Source organism: Amycolatopsis sp. cmx-4-54, assembly GCF_046548895.1.
GTDB lineage: Bacteria > Actinomycetota > Actinomycetes > Mycobacteriales > Pseudonocardiaceae > Amycolatopsis.
In genome coordinates, this window is the sequence record NZ_JAEBEJ010000009.1 from 295,305 (window position 1) to 316,279 (window position 20,975).

20 protein-coding genes are annotated in these 20,975 nt (G+C 68.9%); 8 read left to right on the forward strand and 12 right to left on the reverse strand.

Going from position 1 to position 20,975, the window contains the following annotated elements:
* The first annotated feature begins 79 nt into the window (after positions 1-79).
* A complete protein-coding gene (locus ACLJQ7_RS28590; protein WP_410651244.1) occupies positions 80-1,411 on the forward strand; it encodes a GntP family permease in 1,332 nt (443 codons plus the stop codon).
* An 8-nt stretch (positions 1,412-1,419) separates the two neighbouring features.
* Here the strand turns inward: ACLJQ7_RS28590 and ACLJQ7_RS28595 are convergent, their stop codons facing one another.
* Genes ACLJQ7_RS28595 through ACLJQ7_RS28615 form a run of 5 tightly spaced genes read right to left on the reverse strand, consistent with a single transcriptional unit; the run spans position 1,420 to position 7,129 of the window.
* On the reverse strand, positions 1,420-1,818 hold the full coding sequence (locus ACLJQ7_RS28595; protein WP_410651245.1) for a hypothetical protein: 399 nt from the start codon (positions 1,816-1,818) through the stop codon (positions 1,420-1,422).
* A 20-nt stretch (positions 1,819-1,838) separates the two neighbouring features.
* The gene (locus ACLJQ7_RS28600; protein WP_410651246.1) at positions 1,839-4,907 is read right to left on the reverse strand and encodes a WXG100 family type VII secretion target; all 3,069 of its coding nucleotides are present in this window, start codon (positions 4,905-4,907) and stop codon (positions 1,839-1,841) included.
* Positions 4,907-5,218: a hypothetical protein gene (locus ACLJQ7_RS28605; RefSeq protein ID WP_034311561.1), complete on the reverse strand. Its 312-nt coding sequence runs from the start codon at positions 5,216-5,218 to the stop codon at positions 4,907-4,909. The genes ACLJQ7_RS28600 and ACLJQ7_RS28605 overlap by 1 nt, the downstream gene beginning before the upstream one ends.
* Before the next feature lie 5 nt (positions 5,219-5,223).
* Complete coding sequence (locus ACLJQ7_RS28610) at positions 5,224-5,487, reverse strand: acyl carrier protein (RefSeq protein WP_410651247.1); 264 nt, start codon at positions 5,485-5,487, stop codon at positions 5,224-5,226.
* On the reverse strand, positions 5,480-7,129 hold the full coding sequence (locus ACLJQ7_RS28615; protein WP_410651248.1) for a fatty acyl-AMP ligase: 1,650 nt from the start codon (positions 7,127-7,129) through the stop codon (positions 5,480-5,482). Before ACLJQ7_RS28615 ends, ACLJQ7_RS28610 begins: the two co-directional genes overlap by 8 nt.
* Before the next feature lie 194 nt (positions 7,130-7,323).
* Between ACLJQ7_RS28615 and ACLJQ7_RS28620 the strand changes: the two genes are divergently transcribed.
* Positions 7,324-8,448 (forward strand): S1 family peptidase, encoded by a 1,125-nt coding sequence (locus ACLJQ7_RS28620; RefSeq protein WP_410651249.1) that lies wholly within the window; start codon positions 7,324-7,326, stop codon positions 8,446-8,448.
* A 58-nt stretch (positions 8,449-8,506) separates the two neighbouring features.
* Here ACLJQ7_RS28620 and ACLJQ7_RS28625 read toward each other — a convergent pair whose 3' ends face one another.
* Positions 8,507-9,250 carry a helix-turn-helix domain-containing GNAT family N-acetyltransferase gene (locus ACLJQ7_RS28625; protein ID WP_410651250.1) on the reverse strand — a complete coding sequence of 248 codons (744 nt, stop codon included), beginning with the start codon at positions 9,248-9,250 and terminating at the stop codon, positions 8,507-8,509.
* A gap of 100 nt (positions 9,251-9,350) precedes the next feature.
* On the opposite strand from ACLJQ7_RS28625, the gene ACLJQ7_RS28630 reads away from it, so the two are divergent.
* On the forward strand, positions 9,351-10,688 hold the full coding sequence (locus tag ACLJQ7_RS28630; protein ID WP_410651251.1) for an FAD-dependent oxidoreductase: 1,338 nt from the start codon (positions 9,351-9,353) through the stop codon (positions 10,686-10,688).
* Here ACLJQ7_RS28630 and ACLJQ7_RS28635 read toward each other — a convergent pair.
* Positions 10,678-11,508 carry a helix-turn-helix transcriptional regulator gene (locus ACLJQ7_RS28635; protein WP_410651252.1) on the reverse strand — a complete coding sequence of 277 codons (831 nt, stop codon included), beginning with the start codon at positions 11,506-11,508 and terminating at the stop codon, positions 10,678-10,680. The genes ACLJQ7_RS28630 and ACLJQ7_RS28635 overlap by 11 nt on opposite strands.
* A 117-nt stretch (positions 11,509-11,625) precedes the next feature.
* On the opposite strand from ACLJQ7_RS28635, the gene ACLJQ7_RS28640 reads away from it, so the two are divergent.
* Positions 11,626-12,678, forward strand: coding sequence for an aldo/keto reductase (locus ACLJQ7_RS28640; protein ID WP_410651253.1), 1,053 nt, complete (start codon positions 11,626-11,628; stop codon positions 12,676-12,678).
* Positions 12,679-12,844: 166 nt separating this feature from the next.
* Here ACLJQ7_RS28640 and ACLJQ7_RS28645 read toward each other — a convergent pair whose 3' ends face one another.
* Positions 12,845-12,991, reverse strand: coding sequence for a LuxR C-terminal-related transcriptional regulator (locus ACLJQ7_RS28645; RefSeq protein WP_410651254.1), 147 nt, complete (start codon positions 12,989-12,991; stop codon positions 12,845-12,847).
* 132 nt (positions 12,992-13,123) lie between these two features.
* On the opposite strand from ACLJQ7_RS28645, the gene ACLJQ7_RS28650 reads away from it, so the two are divergent.
* Complete coding sequence (locus ACLJQ7_RS28650) at positions 13,124-13,942, forward strand: hypothetical protein (protein ID WP_410651255.1); 819 nt, start codon at positions 13,124-13,126, stop codon at positions 13,940-13,942.
* A gap of 84 nt (positions 13,943-14,026) precedes the next feature.
* On the forward strand, positions 14,027-14,947 hold the full coding sequence (gene sigJ, locus ACLJQ7_RS28655; RefSeq protein ID WP_410651256.1) for an RNA polymerase sigma factor SigJ: 921 nt from the start codon (positions 14,027-14,029) through the stop codon (positions 14,945-14,947).
* 3 nt (positions 14,948-14,950) lie between these two features.
* Here sigJ and ACLJQ7_RS28660 read toward each other — a convergent pair whose 3' ends face one another.
* From ACLJQ7_RS28660 to ACLJQ7_RS28670, 3 genes are all read right to left on the reverse strand, one after another.
* On the reverse strand, positions 14,951-15,385 hold the full coding sequence (locus ACLJQ7_RS28660) for an ester cyclase (protein WP_410651257.1): 435 nt from the start codon (positions 15,383-15,385) through the stop codon (positions 14,951-14,953).
* Positions 15,382-15,852, reverse strand: coding sequence for a carboxymuconolactone decarboxylase family protein (locus ACLJQ7_RS28665; protein ID WP_410651258.1), 471 nt, complete (start codon positions 15,850-15,852; stop codon positions 15,382-15,384). Before ACLJQ7_RS28665 ends, ACLJQ7_RS28660 begins: the two co-directional genes overlap by 4 nt.
* A 134-nt stretch (positions 15,853-15,986) precedes the next feature.
* Positions 15,987-17,423 carry an MFS transporter gene (locus tag ACLJQ7_RS28670; protein WP_410651259.1) on the reverse strand — a complete coding sequence of 479 codons (1,437 nt, stop codon included), beginning with the start codon at positions 17,421-17,423 and terminating at the stop codon, positions 15,987-15,989.
* A gap of 472 nt (positions 17,424-17,895) precedes the next feature.
* Between ACLJQ7_RS28670 and ACLJQ7_RS28675 the strand changes: the two genes are divergently transcribed.
* Positions 17,896-18,054, forward strand: a complete 159-nt coding sequence (locus ACLJQ7_RS28675; RefSeq protein ID WP_410651355.1) for a hypothetical protein — start codon at positions 17,896-17,898, stop codon at positions 18,052-18,054.
* An 11-nt stretch (positions 18,055-18,065) separates the two neighbouring features.
* On the opposite strand, the gene ACLJQ7_RS28680 is transcribed toward ACLJQ7_RS28675, so the two are convergent.
* Positions 18,066-19,229, reverse strand: a complete 1,164-nt coding sequence (locus ACLJQ7_RS28680; RefSeq protein WP_410651260.1) for a TetR/AcrR family transcriptional regulator — start codon at positions 19,227-19,229, stop codon at positions 18,066-18,068.
* Between the two features lie 330 nt (positions 19,230-19,559).
* Between ACLJQ7_RS28680 and ACLJQ7_RS28685 the strand changes: the two genes are divergently transcribed.
* Positions 19,560-20,750, forward strand: coding sequence for an oxygenase MpaB family protein (locus ACLJQ7_RS28685; protein ID WP_410651261.1), 1,191 nt, complete (start codon positions 19,560-19,562; stop codon positions 20,748-20,750).
* Positions 20,751-20,975: the final 225 nt, after the last annotated feature.

Genomic DNA, 20,975 nt, shown 5'->3' on the forward strand with positions numbered 1-20,975 from the left:
CACCCGCCCAAGAGGCTTACTGGGTCGCTATGAGGAGACGGCACCGGCGCCGTCCTCCGCGAGTCCAGAGGAGGGCACCGTGTCCGATGCCTGGCTCCTTGCCCACACCGGCATCGCCATTGCGGGCATCGTCGTGATGATCACCTGGCTCAAGACGCCACCGGTCTTCGGCCTGCTGATCGGCGCGACCTATCTGGGGCTGGCCACGGGACCCGGTGTGGGCGGCACGACCGAAGCGCTCGCGACCGGGTTCGGTGACGTAATGGCCGAGATCGGCCTGCTCATCACCTTCGGCGTCGTCATCGGTTCACTGCTCACCGCCACGAACACCGTGCATCGCGTCCTGGAACGACTCTTGGATGTCTTCGGGCGGAAACGGGTGCCGATGGTGTTCGCGGTCTCCCTGTCGACCGTGTTCACGTCGATCTATTCCGATGTGGTCCTGGTGCTCACCGCGCCACTGGCCCGGCGGCTCGGCGGCAGGCTGGGGCCACGGGGTGTCGCGCTCATGGGCGGCGCGCTGACCGCGGGGATCGAGGTGGGGCTGGTGTTCGTCGTCCCCGGCGTGGCGGCTCTCGCCGTCGCGGGACTCCTCCGCGTGCCTCTCGGCGAGATGTTCCTGTTCGGGCTGGCCGTCGGCCTCCCGACCGCCGTGCTCACGACACTGGTCTTCACCGTGCTGCTGCGCCGGGCGCTCCGGTGGAATCCCGCCACCGACGAGCTCGAGACCGAAACCGTCGGTGAGACCGCGACGACCACCGCGGCCGTCCGGCGGCTGCCGCTGTCCGTCTCCCCGGTGCTGGTGACACTGTCGCTGATCGCCCTCGGCGCGCTCGCCGACGCCTTCCACTTCCCGCTGGGCCCCGTGTCGCTGGTGAGCGAGCCGGTGATCGCGATGGCGATCGGCGCCGGTCTCGCGCATCTGCTCGCCCGGCGCGTCCTGTCCGCACAAGAGGTGAACGCGGCCGTCGCCAAGGCGCTGGCGATGGCCGGACCCATCCTCGTACTGTCCGGCCTCTCCGGCTCGGTCGCGGAGGTCATCGGCAAGTCGGGGTTGCGCGACGTGCTGGCGAGTTCGTTCGGCACCGGCTTCCTGCCGCCCTTGGTGCTCGTGTGGCTGATCGCCGCCGTCCTGCACATCGCGATGGGGTCCATCTCGATCTCCGCGATCACCGCGGCGGGCATCCTCGCGCCGATCGCGGGCTCACTCGGGGTCCCGGTCGTACTGGTCGCCCTCGCCGCCTGCTCCGGCGCGCTGTTCCTCCCTCACGTGAGCAGCAATTTCTTCTGGATGTTCCAGTCCTTGCTCGGGCTGAGCACCCGCGGCACGTTCAAGACCCACACCGTCGCCATGTCCTTGGCGTCGGTGATCTCACTTCCGATCGTGCTGGCACTCGGCCTGGTCGTCTGACGGCGAGTTCAGTCGCGCCAACGGTTGTTGAGGAAGGCGTCGTCCTCGTCGTCCGCCGGTGCCTGCCGTGCGCGGGGAGCACGCCGGGGCGTGTCCCGTCCCGGGCGGGCGGGCGGCTCCGAAGCGAACGGAGCCGCCATGTCCACGGGGTCGTCTCCGAACGCCGACGCCGCACCCGGCTGCGCGTGCGACCGGTCGGTGCTCCACCCGGACTTCGTCTTGCGCTGCCCCAGCTCCCGCCGGTGCTCGACATACCGCTGGGCGGTCTGGACCTGCTTGGTCATGAACTCCTGCGAGCTCGCCTTGATCTCGTCGGCGCGCTTGTCCCGCAGCGCCCGGCGCTCCGACTGCTCGCGGACCAGGCCGTCCAGGGTCGCCTTCATGGTGGCGGTGTCATCGGCACTCATCTGTTCTCCCCTGCCCCGGCTCACCGCCTACGGGTGACCGACTGATCCTCATCGTCCAGCAGCGATCCGGTGATCCGGCCGGTGGGTTCATTGATCTGGTCGAACACCTCGCCCTCGATCCGGTACGCGCGGTTGGTCCGTTCCTGGTCTCCGCCCTGGCCGCCACCTCCACCGGCACCCATGCCCATCGGCGGCATCGCGCCGCCGCCGAACGACTGCCCCGACGGGCCGCCCATCGGAGCGGACGGGGCGCCCGAAGCCACGGGCTGCGGCTGATGTGTACCACCACCGGTGTGCACGCCTTCGCTGAGCGACTGGCCTGTCACGGGGCTCGCGGTTTCGAAGGGCACCGACGGCGCCGAGGCACCACCACCGCCTCCGAAACCACCACCGCCACTGCCACCGCCACTGCCACTGCCACTGCTGCTGGTGTCACCGGCGGGGACGCCGATCCCGTCGGGGACGGTTCCGCCGCCACCGTGGTGCCCGATGAACGCCGGCTTGGAGTCGGGCTGCGCCGTCCCCGTGAGGGGAGTCGCCGGATGTGCCGGCTTGTCAGCGGAGGGCTTGTCCTCGCCGAGGGTGTACGTGGTCGGCTTGCCGGTTCCGTCGTCGACGGTGACGACCGTCGGCCCGGACGGGCCGTCGGGACGTTCGGCGGTGATCTTCAGATCGCCGTCCTGGATGTGGATCTTGCCGTCCGGCCCTGGCCGATGGACGCCGTCCTTGTCCGCCTTGCCGTCGTCCTTGCCGCCGTCCGAATCCGGCGTGGAGCCCAGCTTGGACTCGTCACCGTCAGCGGTCCAGTCGAGCTTGAAGTCCTTGGCGGGACCGGAACCGTCCCCGACCTTGATCTCCATCTCGCCGTCTTTGTCCGGCTCGGTCATCTCGAAGGTCGTATCACCCTGCTTGACCTTGAGGGTCTCGCGTTCGCCGTCCTCGGCCTTGTCGCCGTCCTCGCCGGGTTTGTCACCGGTCAGCTTGTCTTCGCCGGAAAGCTCGTCGTCGAGCTTGTCCAGAGCGTCCGACGCCTTCTTCTTCTCCTCGTCGGCGGCCTTCTCGCCGTCCTTCGAGTCTCCGTCCTTGGCATCGGTGTCGCCCATGCCACCGGGGGCGTCGCCCAGCTTGCTCAGCGCGTCGGAAGCCTGCTTTTTCGCCTCTTCACTGGCCTTCTCGGCCGCTGCCTTGGCTTCGGCCGCGGCGTCGGTGTTGCCGCCGCCACCGGGACCGCCGCCCGGCCCCGAACCACCCGGGCCCGAACCGCCCGGCCCGGAGCCGCCGGAGCCGCCGAGGTCGGCCCCGGCCGGACCGTCGCCCAGCTTGCCCAGCGCCTCGGACGCCTGCTTCTTCGCGTTCTCCGCCGCCGCGGCGGCCTGCTTCTTCGCCTCTTCGGCCGCGGCCTTCTGCTCGTCGCCGTTCGACGGCGGCGGCGACGAACTCGAAGGCGACGTCTGATCCTTGTTCGCCTCCGGGCCACCGCCGAGACCGCCACCGGGCCCACCGCTGGAACCACCCGGCGATCCGGAGCCGCTTTCGGGGATCTTCACGTCCGGGACCGGCGGGGGCTTGACGTCGCCCGTCGGGCCGGTACCGCTTCCGCCCGGACCGGAACCACCCGCGCCGGGACCGCCGCCGGTGCCACCCTCGGGACCGCCGCCGCCCGGCCCACCGCCGGTGCCGCCGGTGAAGTCGGGGCCCTTGCCCGAACCACCCGGTCCACCGCCGGGGCCGCTACCGGGCCCACCGGTTCCCGAGCCGCCGGGGCCACCTTCCGGACCACCGGTTCCCGAGCCACCGGGGCCGCCTCCCGGACCACCCTGACCGCCGGTGAAGTCCGGGCCCTGACCGCCGCCGGGTCCGCCACCCGTGCCACCAGGGCCACCGGGTCCACCGCCCGTGCCGCCGGCGCCACCCGCGCCGCCCTTGTCACCGGCGCCCTCGAACTCGTTCTTGACCTTGCCCATGACCTTGTCGAGCTCGTCGTAGGCCTGGTTGACGAAATCCTTGGTTTCCTTGCAGGACTTGGCGAATCCCTCGTAGATGATGGTCCACATCTCGGGGATGAACTGGTTCTGGATCCACTGCTTGGCGAGGTCCTGGCCCGCCTTCTTGAACTCGTCGTCGTCGCAACAACCGTCGTTGTTCAGCTGCTGGACCAGGTTGGAGCCGAAGTTGACGTCCATCCAGCCCGCGATCGCGCCGAGGTCCTCCTTGCCGGTCTTCTCGCCGGCGGCGATGGCGATGACCTTCTGCGCCATCGAGAAGTCCGCTTTGCCGACGATCTCCTTGTAGAGGTCGACGACGGTGTCGGCCTTGCCCTTGCACAGCTTGAACACCGTGGCGGTGGTGTGCAGCGTCGCTTCGCTCGCGTCGTTCAGTGTCTGGGAGAGTTTTTTGGCCTTCGGGAGGATCTTCTCGTTGTAGTTCTCCGACGAGGCGTCCGCGGCCTTCCCGGTCCAGGTCCCGTAAAGGGTGTTCAGCTGGGAACCGGTGTCGTCGATGGCCTTCTGGACGGTCTTCGAACCGGTCTTGAAATGCGCGGCGTCGTCGACGAAGTTCTTGAAACTGATCCCGCGCTGCTCGTCGAACGGCTTCTGGATGTCCTTGTCGAAATCGAGCGCGCGGGAGGTTCCACGGCAGTCTTCCGGCACCTTCGCCAACAGCGAGCCGAACGTCTGGAACACCTTGAGCGCGGGCGCGGCGGCGTCGAAGATCTCGTCCGACGTCTTGGTCCCGGCGCCGTCCGCGGTGGGTTCCTTCGCTTCGTCCACCTTCTTGCCGCCTTCGTCGACGGCCTTCGTCTCTTCGTTCTGGGTGAAGCTGGCCTGATCTCCGGCCTTCTTCGCCTCGTCGTAGACCTTGCCGACGTCGTCCGAGGCGAAGAACGGCATGGCGTTGTAGGAAGCCGCGTACTTCTCGGCTTCCTTGCGCTTCTCCTTGATCTCTTCCGGCTCCTGGTCCCCCGACCACGGCGGAGGCGCCGGATGCGTCCGGATCCACGAGCCGATGAGCTTGGTCTTCTGCTCGGCGGGAACGGCCGGGTCGTCGAGGACGGCCTTGACGTCGGTCCAGGTGGTTTCGGTGGCCACTAGCGCATCCCCGTCTCGGTGATCTTGTTCTTCTGCTCGTCCTCGTTGGTGCCGTAGGCGGTGCCGGCGGTACCGAGGTTCGTGCCGAACGAGCCGAGCGTGGTGCTGTACCCCTGGACCGACGCCCACAACGCCGCCACGCCGTCGGTGTACTTCTTCGCGTGGTCGCCGTGCGCCTGGCCGAAGCCCGCCGCGTTCACCGGTGTGCTCGACAGATCCGGGTTGTCTTCGAGCAACTGTTCCGTCAGCTTTCCGATGTTCTTCGATGCCGATGAAAGCGCATCGGTCGCCGCGGTGAAGCCCCCGCTCATTCTTTTCAGCGCCTTTCGTCGGATCCGTCGGCCTTACCGTTGAGTGCCTCTGCGAGCACTTCGGCCACCGACCCGATGTCGGTGAACCGGTCCAGCTCGTCCAGATCAATCCTCACGTCGTGGTGGATCTCCAGCGCCGACAGGAGTTTTATCCGTCCCTTGGAGTCGATACCCAGCTCTTCGAGCGGCGCGTCGGACTCGATTTCGGCGGGATCAAGCCGAAAAGTCTCACTGACTACCTTCACGACCTCCGCGCGGTGATCACCCACGGGGCCGACTATAACGCGCCCTCGCCGCGGTCCGCGCCACCTTGCCACTGGAAGTGCGCGGAAGGTCACCGGAGGGAACCAGACGTACCGATCGCAACGTCAGATCATGTTCGCGTGAAACCGCGCGCAATACCACTCTCGTCACTTCTTTGACATCCGCTTCGGCGTTCTTTGCCCATTCGGCTACCAACATCGCCCCTTCTCCCCTTTCGTCCGTGACACCGAACGCGGCGACGCGGTCGCGACGGATCGCCGGATGCGCCTCGCCCGCCACGGCTTCGATGTCCTGCGGATGGAAGTTGCGGCCGTCGATGACGATGAGATCCTTGAGCCTGCCGGTGATGTAGAGGTCTCCGCGGTGGACCACGCCGAGGTCACCGGTGCGCAGCCAGCCGACGGTGCCGTCGAGTTCGCCGCCGAACGCGGCGGCGTCGCCCCGGCCCCAGTACCCCGCCGCGACGTTCGGCCCGTGGATCCAGATCTCCCCGGTCAGACCGTCGGGGAGTGCCACCCCGTCCCGGACGATCCGGACTCGCTGGCCGAGTGAGCGGCCGACCGAAACGAGTTCCTGACCTTCCGGTACTTCGATCGCCCGGCCCTGAGCGAGGGCTTCACGGTCGAACACCGCGCCCCGCGGTCCCTCCGGTCCCGCGCTCGCGACGTACACGGTGGCCTCGGCCAGCCCATAGGACGGACGGTGGGCTTCCGCGCGGAATCCACGCGGGCCGAAAGTCTCCAGGAAGCGCGCGACCGTGCCGGGCCGCACCGGCTCGGCGCCGTTCAACGCGACCCGGACGTCGGAGAGGTCCAGGTCGTCCCCCGCTTCTTCGGCTGCTTCGACGGCCAGGTCGAAGGCGAAGTTCGGCGCGGCGGTGAACACGGCCGGGTGATCGGCGAGCTGACGCAGCCATCTCACCGGACGGTGCACGAATTCGGCGGGCGACATGAACACCGAACGCGCCCCCGCGTGGACCGGCAGGCACAGCAGCTGGATCAGGCCCATGTCGTGGAAGAACGGGATCCAGCCGACGCACGTCGTGTCCTCGTCGACGGCGTAGGCCCGGCTCGCCTGCCAGCAGGCGGCGGCGACCGCCCGGTGCGGGATCACGGCACCGGCGGGCTCCCGGGTCGACCCGGACGTGTACTGCAGGTACGCGGGGCTTTCCGGTGCGACAGGCAGCGGATCCACGCCCGGCCCGGTGAGTTCGTCGACCACGATCAGGTGGTCCGGTGTGCCCGCGTCGCGTACCTTCGCGGCGGAGGCCGACGAAGTCAGCCACACCCGTGCGCCGCTGTCCTCCAGTACACCGGCGAGCCTGGCTCGCTGGGAAGGACTGCCCGGTGCCATCAACGGCACGGCGATCAGGCCGGCCGCGAGCGCCCCGAAGAACGCCAAGGGGTAGTTCAGGTCCTGGCCGGTGAGCACGGCGACCCGATCACCCGGGTGTGCGACCAGGCGCAGTGCGCCGGCGACCGTTCGCACGCGCGAAACGAACTCCGTCCAGGTGACGGTGCTGTCCACTCCGGCACTGTGGTCCTGGTGCGTGAACAATGGGCGCGGGTCGGCTTCACGAGCGAACAACCGCTCCACGATCGAGGTGCGCAGCACATGCTCCGGCACATCCTCCGGCGACGCGGTCATACCCGGCAACGTACTGGAACCACCGCACCAGCGCGCGGAGGGTTCACCCGCTGTTCGTCCTAAGTAGACGATCACCGGCATTCGCTCTTGTGAATTCCGGACAGAAGACCGGACATTCCTCGCTCTTTCCCGGACCACGGCCGCACACTCGGCGGGCAGTGTGTTTCTTTCCCCCGGCCTTGGAGGACTAGACCATGCGTCGAAGAATCGCCCTGGCAGTCGGTGGCGCCGCCGTCCTGACCGCGAGTCTCACATCCGCCGCCCTCGCCCCCGTCGCGCAGGCTTCGCCCGGTTTGATCGCCGCGATGCAGCGGGACCTGGGGCTCACCGCCGCGCAGGCCTCGACCCGGCTCACCCAGGAGATGACCGCGTCGCGGGTGCTGCCCGCCGCCCGGCAGGCCGCCGGTGCGGCGTTCGGCGGAGCCTGGTTCGACCCGGCTCGCGGCAAACTCGTCGTCGGGGTGACCGACCCCGCGGCCGCGGCGGCCGTCCGGCAGGCAGGCGCCGAACCCGCCGCGGCCGCGGTCAGCGCCGCCCGGCTCGACGCGGCCAAGACCGAAATCGACCTGTCGGCCAAGACCCGGCCCGCTCCCGCCGCCGTCAGCGGCTGGCGCGCCGACCCGCGCAGCGGCAGCGTCGTGGTCGCGGTCCGGCCGGGCGAGCACGATTCCGACGTCGACGAATTCCTGGCCAGGGCAAGGAAAACCGGTCCGGTCACGGTGGTGACCGCGCCCAAGGCCGAACCGTTCGCGGCGGGCACCGTCGGCGGCGATCCGTACTACATCAACGGGAACACCCGCTGCTCCATCGGTTTCTCCGTCCACGGCGGATTCGTCAGCGCCGGCCACTGCGGCGGCACGGGTAGCTCCGTAGTCGGCTGGGACGGCTCGGCGATGGGCAATTTCGCCGGTTCTTCCTTCCCCGGCAACGACTACGCGTTCATCCGGATCGGCAACGGCTGGTGGACCGCGCCGGTCGTCCTCGGCTGGGGCACCGTCAGCGACGCGCTCGTCCGCGGCTCGTGGGTCGCGCCGGTCGGCACCTCGGTGTGCCGGTCCGGTTCGACGACGCACTGGCACTGCGGCACCGTGCTGGGACACAACGAGACGGTCAACTACTCGCAGGGCGCGGTGCACCAGATGACCCGCACCAACGTCTGCGCGGAACCCGGCGACTCCGGCGGTTCCTTCATCACCGGCGACCAGGCGCAGGGAGTCACCTCCGGCGGCTGGGGCAACTGCGGTTCCGGCGGTGAAACCTGGTTCCAGCCGGTGAACGAGATCCTGCAGAACTACGGCTTGTCCCTCGTCACCGCCTGATCGCGCGTGAAGGCCCCCTTCCCTCGGCTGAGCCGAGGGAAGGGGGCCTTCACGCGCTTTAGTCGACGGAGCTGCGGCGTTCGAGGAAGACGGTGTCGCACCAGACGCCGTCACGCTCGACGATGCGTTCACGGATGCCGACCGTGCGATAACCGGCACTGCGGTGCAAGGCGATCGCGGCACGGTCGTCGGTGAGGACCGAGGTCTGCAGGGTCCGGATCCCGGCGGCATCGGCCTCCGTGACCTGTTTGCGGATCAGCGCTTTGCCCACTCCGCGACCGCGGTGACTTTCGACGACGTGGACGGCGGTCTCGGCGACACCGCGATGACCACCGCGGGCCGGGACCGGAGTCGCCGCGATCCAGCCGACGACTTCGCCGTCGACCTCGGCGACCCAGCTGTGCCCCGGCAGCCAGTCCGCGTCGAGCCTTTCGCCGCCGGCCGCGGGGCGGACGACGACGTCGTCGGGCACGTTGTCCGGGCAGCAGGGCCGCGGGGCGAGCAGGCCCATGACGGCGTCGGCCGCGTGCGGGAGCCCGCTGCAGCAGGCCTGGTTGATGGTGACGACGGTGGCGGTGCCTTCTTTCCGCAGATGCAGGAAGCCGACCTCGGCGAGTTTCCGGACATGGTGCGAGCACGTGGACTGACTCGTTCCGAGGATTTCGGTCAAGGCGCCGACGGTCAGGCCGCCGGAGGACGTCGCGACCGCGTGCAGCAGTTTCACCCGCATCGGCTCGGCGAGGCAGGCGAACCAACCGGCGTAGGTCGCGGCTTCGCTTTCGGGCAGGACGCCAGTGGTCATGCGTCCAGTATCGACCAAAATCGATGGTTGCGTCAATCGACACCCGTCGATACAGTCCGGACGTCGGTTCAATCGAGCCAGATCGATGAAAGGTGCGGGGATGAACGAGTTGCCTGTGGTGGTCGTCGGAGCGGGGCCGGTCGGCTTGGCGGCGGCCGCCGAACTCGCCGAACGGGGTCTCGAGCCGTTGGTGCTGGAACGCGGCGCGCACGCGGGTGCGGCGGTGGCGGAGTGGAATCACGTCCGCCTTTTCTCACCGTGGTCCGAGCTCGTCGCTCCGGCGGCCGGACGGCTACTGGCGACGACCGGCTGGTCCGGCCCCGCCGCCGGGAGCTACCCGACGGGTTCGGACTGGGCAGAGGCCTACCTGCGCCCGCTGGCTTCCGCGCTCGGGGACCGGGTCCGGTTCGGCGCCGAGGTGGTCGGCGTGGCGCGCCGCGGCCGGGACCGGATCGTGGACAGCGGCCGCGGCGACGAGCCTTTCACCGTGCACGTCCGTACCGCCGGCGGCACGGAGGAGCGGATCGCGGCGCGGGCGGTGATCGACGCCTCCGGAACCTGGCCGACACCGAATCCTCTTGGCGGGGAAGGACTTCCCGCCATCGGCGAACGAGCGGCGGAAGACCGGATCGGCTACCGCGTCCCCGATCTGGGAGATCCGGTGGAGCGGGGACGGTACGCGGGCAAGCACGTGGTGGTCGCGGGAAGCGGACACTCCGCGCTGACCGCGCTGGTCGCGTTGGCCGGCCTGGCGGAGGATTCCGCGGACACACGGATCAGCTGGGTGCTGCGCCGCGGCTCGGTCGGCAACACCTTCGGCGGCGGCGACGCGGACCAGCTCCCCGCACGAGGCGCTCTCGGTCTGCGTGCCAGGGCGGCGGTGGAGTCCGGGCTGATCACCGTCCTGACCGGCTTCCGCACCGAGACGGTCGAACGCGACGAAGACGGGCGGCTGAGCTTGATCTCCTCCGCCGGACAGCGCGTCGACCGGGTCGACGAAGTGGTGACACTGTCGGGATTCCGCCCCGATCTAGGCCTGCTCTCGGAAATCCGCCTCGAACTGGACCCGACGCTGCAGGCGCCGGTGGCGCTCGCGCCGCTGATCGATCCGAACGTGCATTCCTGCGGCACCGTGTACCCGCATGGCGCGAAGGAACTCGCTCACCCGGAGAAGAACTTCTTCCTCGCGGGCATGAAGAGCTACGGCCGGGCGCCGACGTTCCTGGCCATGACCGGTTACGAACAGGTGCGCAGCATCGCCGCGGAGCTCGCCGGAGACCACGACGCGGCCGCTCGCGTCGAACTCAGGATGGCCGAGACCGGCGTATGCGGTGGCGCGGGCCTGTTCGACGAGCCCGGGGACACGGCATCGGATGGCTGCTGCGCGACCCCACCCGCCCAGCTGTCCAGCGTTTCCGCGGTCGGCCCTACGCGGTGAACAGCCGGTCCATGGCCGAACGGCTGTCTTCGGCCATGGCGCGATAGATCACCAGCCGCTGGTCCTGATCCTGAAGCGGGGTGAGCACTTCGTAATGGAGGTCGAGCACACCGGCTTCGGGATGCCGCATCACCTTGCGCCCGCGGCCGTTGACCTTGACGTCACGTTCGGCCCACAGCCGCGCGAATTCCCGGTCGGCGGTGAATTCGGCGATGAGCTCGGTCAAGGCCTCGTCGTCCGGATGCGCGGCCCAGGCGGCGCGCAGATGGGCGATCCCCTCACGGATGACACGTTCACGGTCCGCGTAGAACTCGCGTACCTCGGGATGTTTGAGGCACAGCCACATCGCGTTGCGCTGCGCCGGTGGCAACGTGGCGAAATCCACCAGCAGCCTCGCCATTTCGCCGTTCCAGGCCAGGATGTCGTAGCGGTGGTTCATCAGCATGGCAGGCAGCGGCGACAGATCGGCGACCAGCCGGGCCAGCGGCGGCGCCGCCGTGGTGGCGAGCTTGTCGGCGGTGCGGGGCCGCTGCCGGGCCAGATCGAAGAGATAGGCACGTTCGTCGGGGGCCAGGCGCAACGCGCGCGCCAGCGCTTCGATCACATCCGCCGAAGGGCGCAGCCCGCGTGCCTGCTCCAGCCGCACGATGTAGTCGATGCTGACCCCGGCCAGTTCGGCGACCTCTTCGCGGCGCAGCCCCGGCGTCCGCCGGTACCGACGGCGTGACGGCAGGCTGAATTCGCCCGGGTCCAGGCGTTCACGCCGGGTCCGCAGGAACGCGGCCAGCTCCTGCGTCGTGTCAACGGTGCGGGTCGTCATGCCCGGTCCAACAGCGAGGGTGGGACCGGTGTTCCCAGGATGTCCTCTCCCTTATCCCCTGCTCGCGGCGGTCGCAGACTCGACTTCGACAACGGAGCACGAACACAGGAGGACACGATGTCGCTCACCCTCGACACCTATCGGCTGCTGGGCCGGTCCGGGCTGCGGGTGTCCCCGCTGGCACTGGGCGCGGCGACCTTCGGCACCGAATGGGGCTGGGGCGCGGAGCCGGACGAGGCCCGTCGACTGTTCGACGCCTACGTCGAACGCGGCGGCAACTTCATCGACACCGCCAGCACCTACACGAACGGCAGCTCCGAACGGCTGCTGGGCGAATTCGCCCGCGACAACCGCGAAAGCCTTGTGCTGGCGACGAAGTACACGACCCTGCGCAGGCAGGGAGACCCGAATTCCGGGGGCGGGCACCGCAAGAGCCTGTTCGCGTCGGTGGAAGCCAGCCTGCGGCAGCTCAACACGGACTACCTCGATCTGCTTTACCTGCACCTGTGGGATTTCACGACGCCGGTCGAGGAGATCCTGCGCGGGATGGACGATCTGGTCCGGCAGGGCAAGATCCTGTACGTGGCGATCTCCAACGCCCCGGCCTGGGAGGTTTCGCGGATGCAGGCGATCGCCGATCTGCGCGGCTGGACGCCGCTGGTCGCGCTGCAGATCGAGTACAACCTGATCGAGCGCACCGGGGAACGCGACCTGATCCCCATGGCCCGCGAGATGGGGCTGGGTGTGGTCCCCTGGTCACCGCTGGCGGGCGGCGTGCTCACCGGGAAGTACGACCGCGACGACCTGACCCCGTCCGAAGACGGCACCCGCAAGAACTTCAATCTCGCCCTGGGCACGCTCACCGAACGCAATTTGGCCATCGTGGACGTCGTGAAGGAGGTTGCCGCCGAACTCGGCCGCAGCCCCGCCCAGATCGGCTTGGCCTGGACCCTGCGGAACCCAGGCGTGACGGCACCGATCATCGGCGCCCGCACGCCCGCCCAGCTGGAGGACAATCTCGGCGCGCTGGAGGTCGAGTTCACCGGCTCGCAACTGGCCCGCCTCGACGAGGCCAGCGCGATCGATCTCGGTTTCCCGCACGAGGTGCTCGCCCGCGACACGACCCTCGCCATGACCCGCGGCGACATGACGATCGAACCGCGCCGCTGACTCGTCGTTCCGCGCCGACGAGTGTCATTCTGCGCCGACGGGTGTCGTTGCGAAAGCCACTTTCCCAACGTTGAAGGTTGGGAAAGTGGCTTTCGCAACGTCGGCGGGGCGGGGCGGACGGCCACCGGGTGGAGTCGAGCGGGACGCGGCGCCCCGAGCGATGCCTTCAGTTGCGGACGATCCTCCGTTCCGCGGCTTGGGAGATGAACAACCGCGCGGCGATCTGCCGGTTGATCAACCCTTCCGCCACCAACTGCACGATCTCGGTTTCACGGGGCCCGAAGCGGCGCAAACTGATCTGACCTGATTCCACACCCACCACGCTCGGTTACCGCATGCCAAGGCGTCGCGCGGGTCGAAACCGATGCATATGCCGCCTGACCTGCGGAATATTTTCTATTATGCCAATTGACACAAGATCCCCACGATGGCTAGGGTCCCTCCCGTGGAGCAGGCACGTGGACGGGGCAGGCCGCGGAAGGACCCTGCGGCGCCGGCCCGGTGGTCACCTCCCGAGGGTTGGTCACGGCTGGTCGCCTGGATCTCCCCCGAGGAGAAGAAAGCGCTGAAGCACGTGGCCGTCGAAGCCGACGTTTCCGTGGCAGAGCTGATACGGGCGCTCGCCGGCGGTCTGTCCGTCGGCGCCATCACCGCCGAGGAGCTCATCGGGCACGTCGTGAAAGGGAAGACCGTAATGGAAAAGATCCCCACGCTTTTCGAGCGCGATGAGCGCTTCCACGTCGTCGACAGGCCTCGCGCCGAGTGCGCGTGGGTGTTCGACGGTGCCGGCGTGGGAACCGAGAAACTCGACGGCACCAACGTCCGGCTGACCGTGCGAGCGGGACAGCTGGTCCGAGTCGAGAAGCGCCGCAACCCCAGCAAGACGCAGAAGCAGCAGGGCATCGTGGACGGCTGGTACGTGGACACCGACGGCGGCTCCGCCGAGGACAAGTGGATCCTCGCGGCGGCCGGCAACACCGACGTGTCCGGGTGGCCGGACGGGGAGCACCCGAGCGAGGCGCTCGGCCCTCGTATCCAGGGCAACCCTCTGGGACTGGAAGACCACCGGTGCGTCCCGTTCGACTTCCAGGCACCGGCCGTCCCGGAAGTACCGCGCGGCTACCACGAACTCCGGGATTTCCTCGCCACGCTGGACAGCCGGTTCTCTCCCGGGCACGTGGCCGAGGGCATCGTCTTCCATCATCCGGACGGCCGCCGGGCCAAGATCAAGCGGAAGGATTTCCCCCGCTCGGCGACGGCATAGCCCACCGCCGCCGGGTGACCTCACATTCGGCGGCGGTGTCTCGTCGTACCCGGGACAGCGCACGAGACCAGGGGGCGAATTCCCATGAACGAACGCACGCACGGCCCGCTCGACCCGGCGTTGAAGGCGATCGTGAGTGAGCGGCGTCAGCTGATCGGGCTCGCGTATCGCCTGGTCGGCTCGCTCTCCGAGGCCGAGGACGTGGTGCAGGAGACCTACACCCGCTGGTACGCCTTGTCCCCGGCACAGCGGGAAGCGATCGACTCCCCCGGCGCGTGGCTGACCACCGTCGCCGGCCGCATCTGCTTGGACCTCCTCGGCTCGGCCCGCGCACGCCGGGAACGCTACGTCGGCGAGTGGCTCCCCGAACCTTTGCCGGGACACGTCGAGTGGACGACCCTGCGTCCGCCCACCGGCGATCCGGCCGACCGGATCACCCTCGACGAGTCGATCAACATGGCCTTTCTGGTCGTGCTCGAGTCGCTGACACCGGCCGAGCGGGTCGCTTTCGTCCTGCACGACGTCTTCCGCTTCCCCTTCGCCGAGGTCGCGGAGATCGTCGGCCGCACCCCGGCCGCCTGCCGTCAGCTGGCCACCTCCGCCCGCCGCCGCATCCGCGCGACGCGGCTCGTGCCCGCCCCGATCGCCCGGCAGGCGGAGCTCGTCAAGGAGTTCAAGAAGGCGTGGGAAGCCAAGGACATCGAAGCCCTCATCGGTCTCCTCGATCCGGACGTCAAGGCGGCCGGCGACGGCGGCGGAGTCGTCAGGGCCGCGCTGCACCCGTTCGAAGGGCGCGAGCAGGTCGCGTCCTATCTCCTTACGGTGGCGCACCTGACGTCCGGACTCGACCTGGTGGAGCGGGAGGTCAACGGCCGGCCCGGCCTCGTGCTCCAGCAGGCCGGGCGGACCGTCGCCGTCTTCGCGTTCCACGTCGCCGAAGACCGGATCCAGCGCATCTGGGGGATGCGGAACCCGGAGAAACTCCGGCCGTGGTCCGACGCCTGACCGCTAAGCCGCGAGGGCGCCGAGTTGCCGCAGCTGGGTGAGGACGTCGACGACACCCCAGATCTCGGCGACCCGCCCTCCGGCGAAGCGGAGGATGAAGATCTCGCCGTAGGAAACCCGCTTCCCGGTGGCGGGCATCCCCCTGAACTCGCCCTGGTGGGTGCCGGTGACGGTGTTCCGGCAGACGATCTTGTCGCCGTCGGCGAGCACGTCCTCGGCCGTGACCCGCAGATCCGGGAACGCGCGCAGCAGCACCGTCCACACCTGTTTCAGTGCCTGCGCCCCGGTCGTCTCCATCGGAACCGGCGCGTGGAACACGACGTCCGGCGCGACGACCTCGTCGATCATCTTCTCGATGACGTCGTAGCTGCCGCTGTTGGTCGCTTCGTGAAAGCGGCCGAACGCCGCCCGATTGCGCGCGGTCTCGGTGGCGGTCACGCGAACTGCCCGACCCGGTAGTCGCCGCCGGGGTTCTGGACGATGGCGTTCATCCGGTTGAAGGCGTTGATCAGCGAGATCACACTGACCAGGGCGGCGAGCTGGTCCTCGTCGAAATGCTTGGCGACGTTCGCCCACGCCTCATCGGTGACGACGCCGCCGTCGGCCATCCGGCAGGCCTGCTCGGTCACCTCCAGCGCGGCACGCTCGGCCTCGGTGAAGACGTTCGCCTCCCGCCAAACGGCGACCAGGTTGATCCGCACGTCCGTTTCGCCCGCGGCGGCGGCCTCCTTGGTGTGGATGTCCAGGCACACCGCGCATCCGTTGATCTGGCTCGCACGCATCCGTACCAGCTCTTGAATCGTGAGCGACAGAGACGAGCTTGCCAGCGTCCTGTTCGCCGAGACGAGGGCCTTCAGGAACTTTCCGCCGACCGGGTTGCCGAAGTAGTCGAGCCTGGCGTTCATCGCGATCTCCTTGCCTTGGTGGGTGTTCTGCCCAACCGACGACACGGCCGCGCGAAATGTGAGCCCCGGCCCGAAAACGCCGTGTGGAGGGCGGACCTGGAACGGTCTCGCCCTCCACACGGGAATACAGCCGGTCATTTCAGCACCGCCGGTTCACCTCCGCCGATCTCACTCGGCTCGGGCTTCGGGGCGCGCAGGGCGGCCATGGCCAGGAAGCCACCGGCGACCGCGATTCCCGCGGCACCGAGGAACGCGGCCGAGTACCCGCCGGTCAGCGCGACCGGGTCTCCGATCCGCCCCGCGCCGAACGACACGCCGACCGCGGTCATCGCGGCGAGACCGAGCGCCGAGCCGATCTGGTACGAGGTGTTCACGATCCCCGACGCCAGTCCGCCTTCCTCCGGTTTCGCGCTGGAGATGGCGGTGCCGAGCGACGGGATGAACGCGAGCGCCTGCCCGAGAGCCGCGACCAGCGAAGCGGGCAGGACGTCGACGACGAAGTTGCCCGTCGGGCTGACGAACGACAGCCACACCAGTCCCGCGGCGAGCGCCCACAGCCCGCCGATGATCATCTTCTTCGGCCCGAACCGGCCGATCAGCCGGGGCGCGACCGCGACCATCAGCACCACGATCAGCACCGTCATCGGCAGCAGCGCGGCACCGCTGGCGAAGGCCCCGTATCCCAGGACCTGCTGCAGGTACAGGTTGAGGAAGTACCACATCGGGATCCACGCCGCACCGAGCAGGAACTGCGCCAGGTTGGCACCGCCGAGGTTCGGCGTCCGGAAGATCCCCAGGCGCACCAACGGAACCTCACGCCTGCGCTGGATCAGCACGAACACCGCGAGCAGAGCGACGCCACCCACCAGCGCGCCCCAGGTGCCCGCCGAGTCCCAGCCCGCTTCCGGTGCCCGGACGACACCGAACACGGTCAGCCCGAGACCCGCGGTCGCCGCGATGGCACCGGCGATGTCGACCGAGCCACGCCGTGCGGGCGCGGACGGCATCAGCTTGCCGGTCGCCAGCACCGCGATGAGCGAAATCGGGACGTAGAGCCAGAAGATCCACGGCCACGACAGCCATTCGGTGATCACGCCACCGAGGAACACCCCGGCGGTACCACCGGCGGGTGCGGCCGCGCCGTAGAGCGCGAGCGCCTTCGTCAGCTCACGGGGACGCGCGCCGAACAGCATCATCAGCAGGGTCAGCGCGGACGGCGCGATCAGCGCCGCTCCCGCGCCTTGCAGCACCCGGCCGAGCAGTTCGACCCACGCGGTGCCCGCGACCGCGGCGACCACGGAACCGCCGAGCGTGACGACCCAGCCGGCGGTGAACATCTTTCGCGCGCCGAACAGGTCCGAGAGGCGTCCGCCGAGCAGCAGGAGCCCGGCCAGCGCGATGACGTAGGCGTTGAACACCCACGACAGGTCACCCGGGGAGAACCCGAGGTCCTGCTGCATAGCGGGTAGTGCGACGCCGATGATCGAGGTGTCCATGATGACCATGAACTGGGCCAGCGCGATGAGTCCCAGCGCCCACCACCGTCGTGGGTCCGGGGTTGTCTCCGCCATGACTACCGTCCTTTCGAAAACTTGATACCCCTAGGGGGTACCTGACGGAGACGAAGTTATGCCTGCGGCCACACTCGGCGCAAGTACCCCTAGGGGGTATCTATGTCGTACTGGTCACAGCCGTTTCGCGACACGCGCCACCTTGCCGACCAGGAAGACGTAGGACTGAATCCCCGCGATCATGTAAGCGAAACCGGGCGCGAAGCTACGTCAGTAACCAGGTGAGGAAGAACCAGAGCGTCGAGGTCAGGCAGAACTGTCCGAAGTAGACACCGGATGCCGTTGACCCGTACCGGTGTCGTCATGGCCCTGCTGCTGAACTCCGCACCGGAGTGGCGAAAGCTGTACCTGGCCGAGACACCGGCGGAACCCGGCCGGTTGCGCCCGGAAGACGTCGACGCGTTCCTCGCGCGGACGCGCGAGTACGCGGAGTCCGGGGTGGCGACGGACCTGGAGGGACAACGAACCGGGGATCCGTTGTGTCGCGGCGCCGATCCGGGACGCCACCGGCGCCATCAGCGTTTCGGCGACCCGGCCGTACATGCCCGCCGCCCGGATGCGCGGGCTGAACCACATCGTCGGCCGCGCGGCGCGACAGGTCTCCGCCGGTCTCGGCCACCGCGAACCCTGAGGAACGGTCCGTCAACCGCCCAAGGCGCCCACCAGCAACGCGCTCACCGCGTCACGGTTGGCGGGGACGTCCTCCCACCGCAACTTCCGGCCCGCTTCGACCACCACCCCGAAACCCGCGTGCACGAGCACCCTCGCCTGACGCTGGCCGAGTTCCGGCCGCGCCGCCCGCAATTCCCGTTCCCAGACGGCGATGTGCTCGCGTTGCGCGCTGACCAAAGGCCGCCGCAGAGCAGTGGGAAGGCCCGCCAGTTCGGCGTTGGCGACGCTCGTCAGCGCGGTGTGCTCGAAGCTGTACGCCACATACGTCCGCGCCAGTGCGAGCAGCGCCCGGCCCGGGTCGTCGGCACCGTGAAGGTTCTGTTCCACCGCCTGGGCCAGAATCCCCGCTGCCTGCAGACAGGCGGCGGCGAGAATGTCGGCCTTACCGGGGAAATACCGGTAGAGCGCGGACGGCACCAGCCCCACGGCTTCGGCGATCCGGCCGTTCGTGACGTTGGCGAACCCGTCCTGTTCGAACAACGGGATGGCGGCCGCGATGATCTCCGAACGCCTGGTGCCCGACACCGGACCGGACGGCAGCTCGACGGCGTGCGCGCCCCCGCCACCCGTCGCCGGGTCGGTCGCGGCCACCCGCAGCGCCGACTCCACCAGCACCTCTTCGACCCGGCGCTGGGCGATCGACGTGCGGTGCATCGTGATGGACCCGATCACGCCGAGTGCGGCCACGGCCCGCAGGCCCGCGCCGGGGAGCGGATACTCCCGCCGCACCGCTTCGGTCATCCGGTCCACGACCTGCCCGAACTTCAGCGCGAGCGAGTGCCGGTCATCGCGGTCGAGATACCGGGATTCCCACCGGTACAGACCGCTCGACGCGCGATGGGTGACCGTGCCCCGCGTGACGGCGGCGAGCACGTCCACCAGCGGCGCGCCGGGCGCGACCTCGTCGAGGGTGGCGACGAGGCGGTCGGCCATGACGTTCGCGCACGCGGCGAACAACGCGTACTTGTTCGGGAAGTGCCGGTACAGGGCCGCCGCGGTGATGCCCACGTCGGCGGCGATCTCCTCCATCGACGCCGCGTGGTAGCCGTGCTCGCTGAAGATCCGCCCGGCCGCGTCGACGATCGTCTGCTTGCGGTTTCGGGGCCGGACGGCGGCGGTCGAGTCGGCGCTCATCGCGGGTTCCGAGCGGCTGCGGACGGGAACGAGGCCATGCGGGGAAGTCAACCACGAACCGGATCACCGGCACGGGAACTGACCGGCGGAGACCGCTCCCCGATGTGATTTCCGATTAACTTATGACTTCTCAACCGGCGGTTTGGCATGCATACTGGCCTCGCGACCAGTCCCGTTCCGACATCTGAGGATGGCCATGTCGACCGCTTCGGCTCCCGCCTCGTCCTTCCGTCACCTCTGGATGGCGCACGCTGCGGGTTCGCTCCGCGACCTGGACGGAAAACGCGCACATCACTCATCGGACACCTACCAAGGAAGTCAGGTAAGTAAATGAGCGATCTCAGCAGGAGGAACGTTCTGTCCCTCGGTGTCGCCTTGGGGCTGGTCGGCGCGGCGAGCGTGACGCCGGCTTGGGGTGCGACACAGACCGGTTCGGCGGCCGACCCGTGGTGGGTCTGGGACGACGAGATCGACCGCATCATGGCGAGGATCCTCGAAGCGGGCCAGGTTCCGGCGGTCAACACGGCGATGAAATCCTGGGTGGACAACAACGATCCGCTGCCCGGCGGCCTCCCCGCCGATCTGGCGGGCTACCTCCGGCGCGTCCACAAGCTGCCGTCGTGGGCCGACCCCGCGAAGTTGCGCCGCGCGGCCGATTTCAACCGGCGCAAGGACACCTTCCTGTTCATGCTGTACGGGCTCGGCAGCGGCATCATGAGCACCGTCATCCCGCGTGAGGCCAAATCGGTCTACTGGTCCGCGGGCGGGGCCGACATGCAGGACCGCGCGGCCAAGACGTTCACCTTCGGCTACGACCTGAGCGACCTGAACGCTTTCGAGCCCGACGGCCAGTTCGTGGTCACCGCCAACAAGACCCGGCTCGTGCACGCCGCGGTGCGGCATCTGCTGCCGCAGTCGGCGCACTGGAAGGCCGTCGCGGACGAGCGGATCCCGATCAGCAACGGCGACATCCTGGTCACCTTCCACAGCCTCGGCACCTACGTGCACCGGAAACTGCGCGAGTGGAAGGTCCCGATGTCGGCCGCCGACGAAGAGGCCTTCCTCCACATGTGGCAGGTCGCCATCCACCTGCTCGGCGTACGGGAGGAGTTCATCCCGAAGACGTGGACTGCCGCGCACGCGCAATCGGCGCAGGTGCTCACCCCGATCCTTTCCCCGTCGCACGAAGGGAAAGAGCTCGCCGAAGACCTGCTCGGGTTGACCGCGCAGATCGATCTGGGCGTCACTCGCGGATTCCTCAACGAATTCGTGCGTTACGTGCTGAGCGACGCGATCGGCGACTGGCTCGGACTGCGCCGCGACTACGCGTCCGCCGCCCTCATCCGCACGGCGTGGCCCGCCTACATCGCCTTCCGCGAGGGACTGATCCCCATCATGCCCGCCGGCTTCTACCTGTTCGACCAACTGGTGCGCGCGCTGGCGATGTTGTTCCTCAACAAGGGCACCTCGCCGACGACCACCCCCATCACGATCCCGAGCGGGAACCGGCCTGGGGCCTGACCGCGGTGTCGGTGGGGGCGTGTTGCGAAAGCCACTTTCGCAACGTTGAAGGTTGCGAAAGTGGCTTTCACAACACCCCCCGGGACGAACCACCACAGCCTGAGGCGCACAGCCCCACGAGCAGGTTGCGAAAGTGGCTTTTGCCCCCCCCGGCCGAACCACCACAGCCCGAGACCCACAGCCCCACGAACCCAGGTTGCGAAAGCCACTCTCGCAACGTTGAAG

Excerpts from the sequence above, each read along its gene's own strand:
- ACLJQ7_RS28620 (WP_410651249.1), top strand. The coding sequence starts at position 7,324 with ATGCGTCGAAGAATCGCCCTGGCAGTCGGTGGCGCCGCCGTCCTGACC.
- ACLJQ7_RS28640 (WP_410651253.1), top strand. The coding sequence starts at position 11,626 with ATGTCGCTCACCCTCGACACCTATCGGCTGCTGGGCCGGTCCGGGCTG.
- ACLJQ7_RS28605 (WP_034311561.1), bottom strand. The coding sequence starts at position 5,218 with ATGAGCGGGGGCTTCACCGCGGCGACCGATGCGCTTTCATCGGCATCG.
- ACLJQ7_RS28625 (WP_410651250.1), bottom strand. The coding sequence starts at position 9,250 with ATGACCACTGGCGTCCTGCCCGAAAGCGAAGCCGCGACCTACGCCGGT.
- ACLJQ7_RS28635 (WP_410651252.1), bottom strand. The coding sequence starts at position 11,508 with ATGACGACCCGCACCGTTGACACGACGCAGGAGCTGGCCGCGTTCCTG.
- ACLJQ7_RS28595 (WP_410651245.1), bottom strand. The coding sequence starts at position 1,818 with ATGAGTGCCGATGACACCGCCACCATGAAGGCGACCCTGGACGGCCTG.
- ACLJQ7_RS28685 (WP_410651261.1), top strand. The coding sequence starts at position 19,560 with ATGAGCGATCTCAGCAGGAGGAACGTTCTGTCCCTCGGTGTCGCCTTG.
- ACLJQ7_RS28615 (WP_410651248.1), bottom strand. The coding sequence starts at position 7,129 with ATGACCGCGTCGCCGGAGGATGTGCCGGAGCATGTGCTGCGCACCTCG.
- sigJ (WP_410651256.1), top strand. The coding sequence starts at position 14,027 with ATGAACGAACGCACGCACGGCCCGCTCGACCCGGCGTTGAAGGCGATC.
- ACLJQ7_RS28665 (WP_410651258.1), bottom strand. The coding sequence starts at position 15,852 with ATGAACGCCAGGCTCGACTACTTCGGCAACCCGGTCGGCGGAAAGTTC.
- ACLJQ7_RS28630 (WP_410651251.1), top strand. The coding sequence starts at position 9,351 with ATGAACGAGTTGCCTGTGGTGGTCGTCGGAGCGGGGCCGGTCGGCTTG.
- ACLJQ7_RS28680 (WP_410651260.1), bottom strand. The coding sequence starts at position 19,229 with ATGAGCGCCGACTCGACCGCCGCCGTCCGGCCCCGAAACCGCAAGCAG.
- ACLJQ7_RS28670 (WP_410651259.1), bottom strand. The coding sequence starts at position 17,423 with ATGGCGGAGACAACCCCGGACCCACGACGGTGGTGGGCGCTGGGACTC.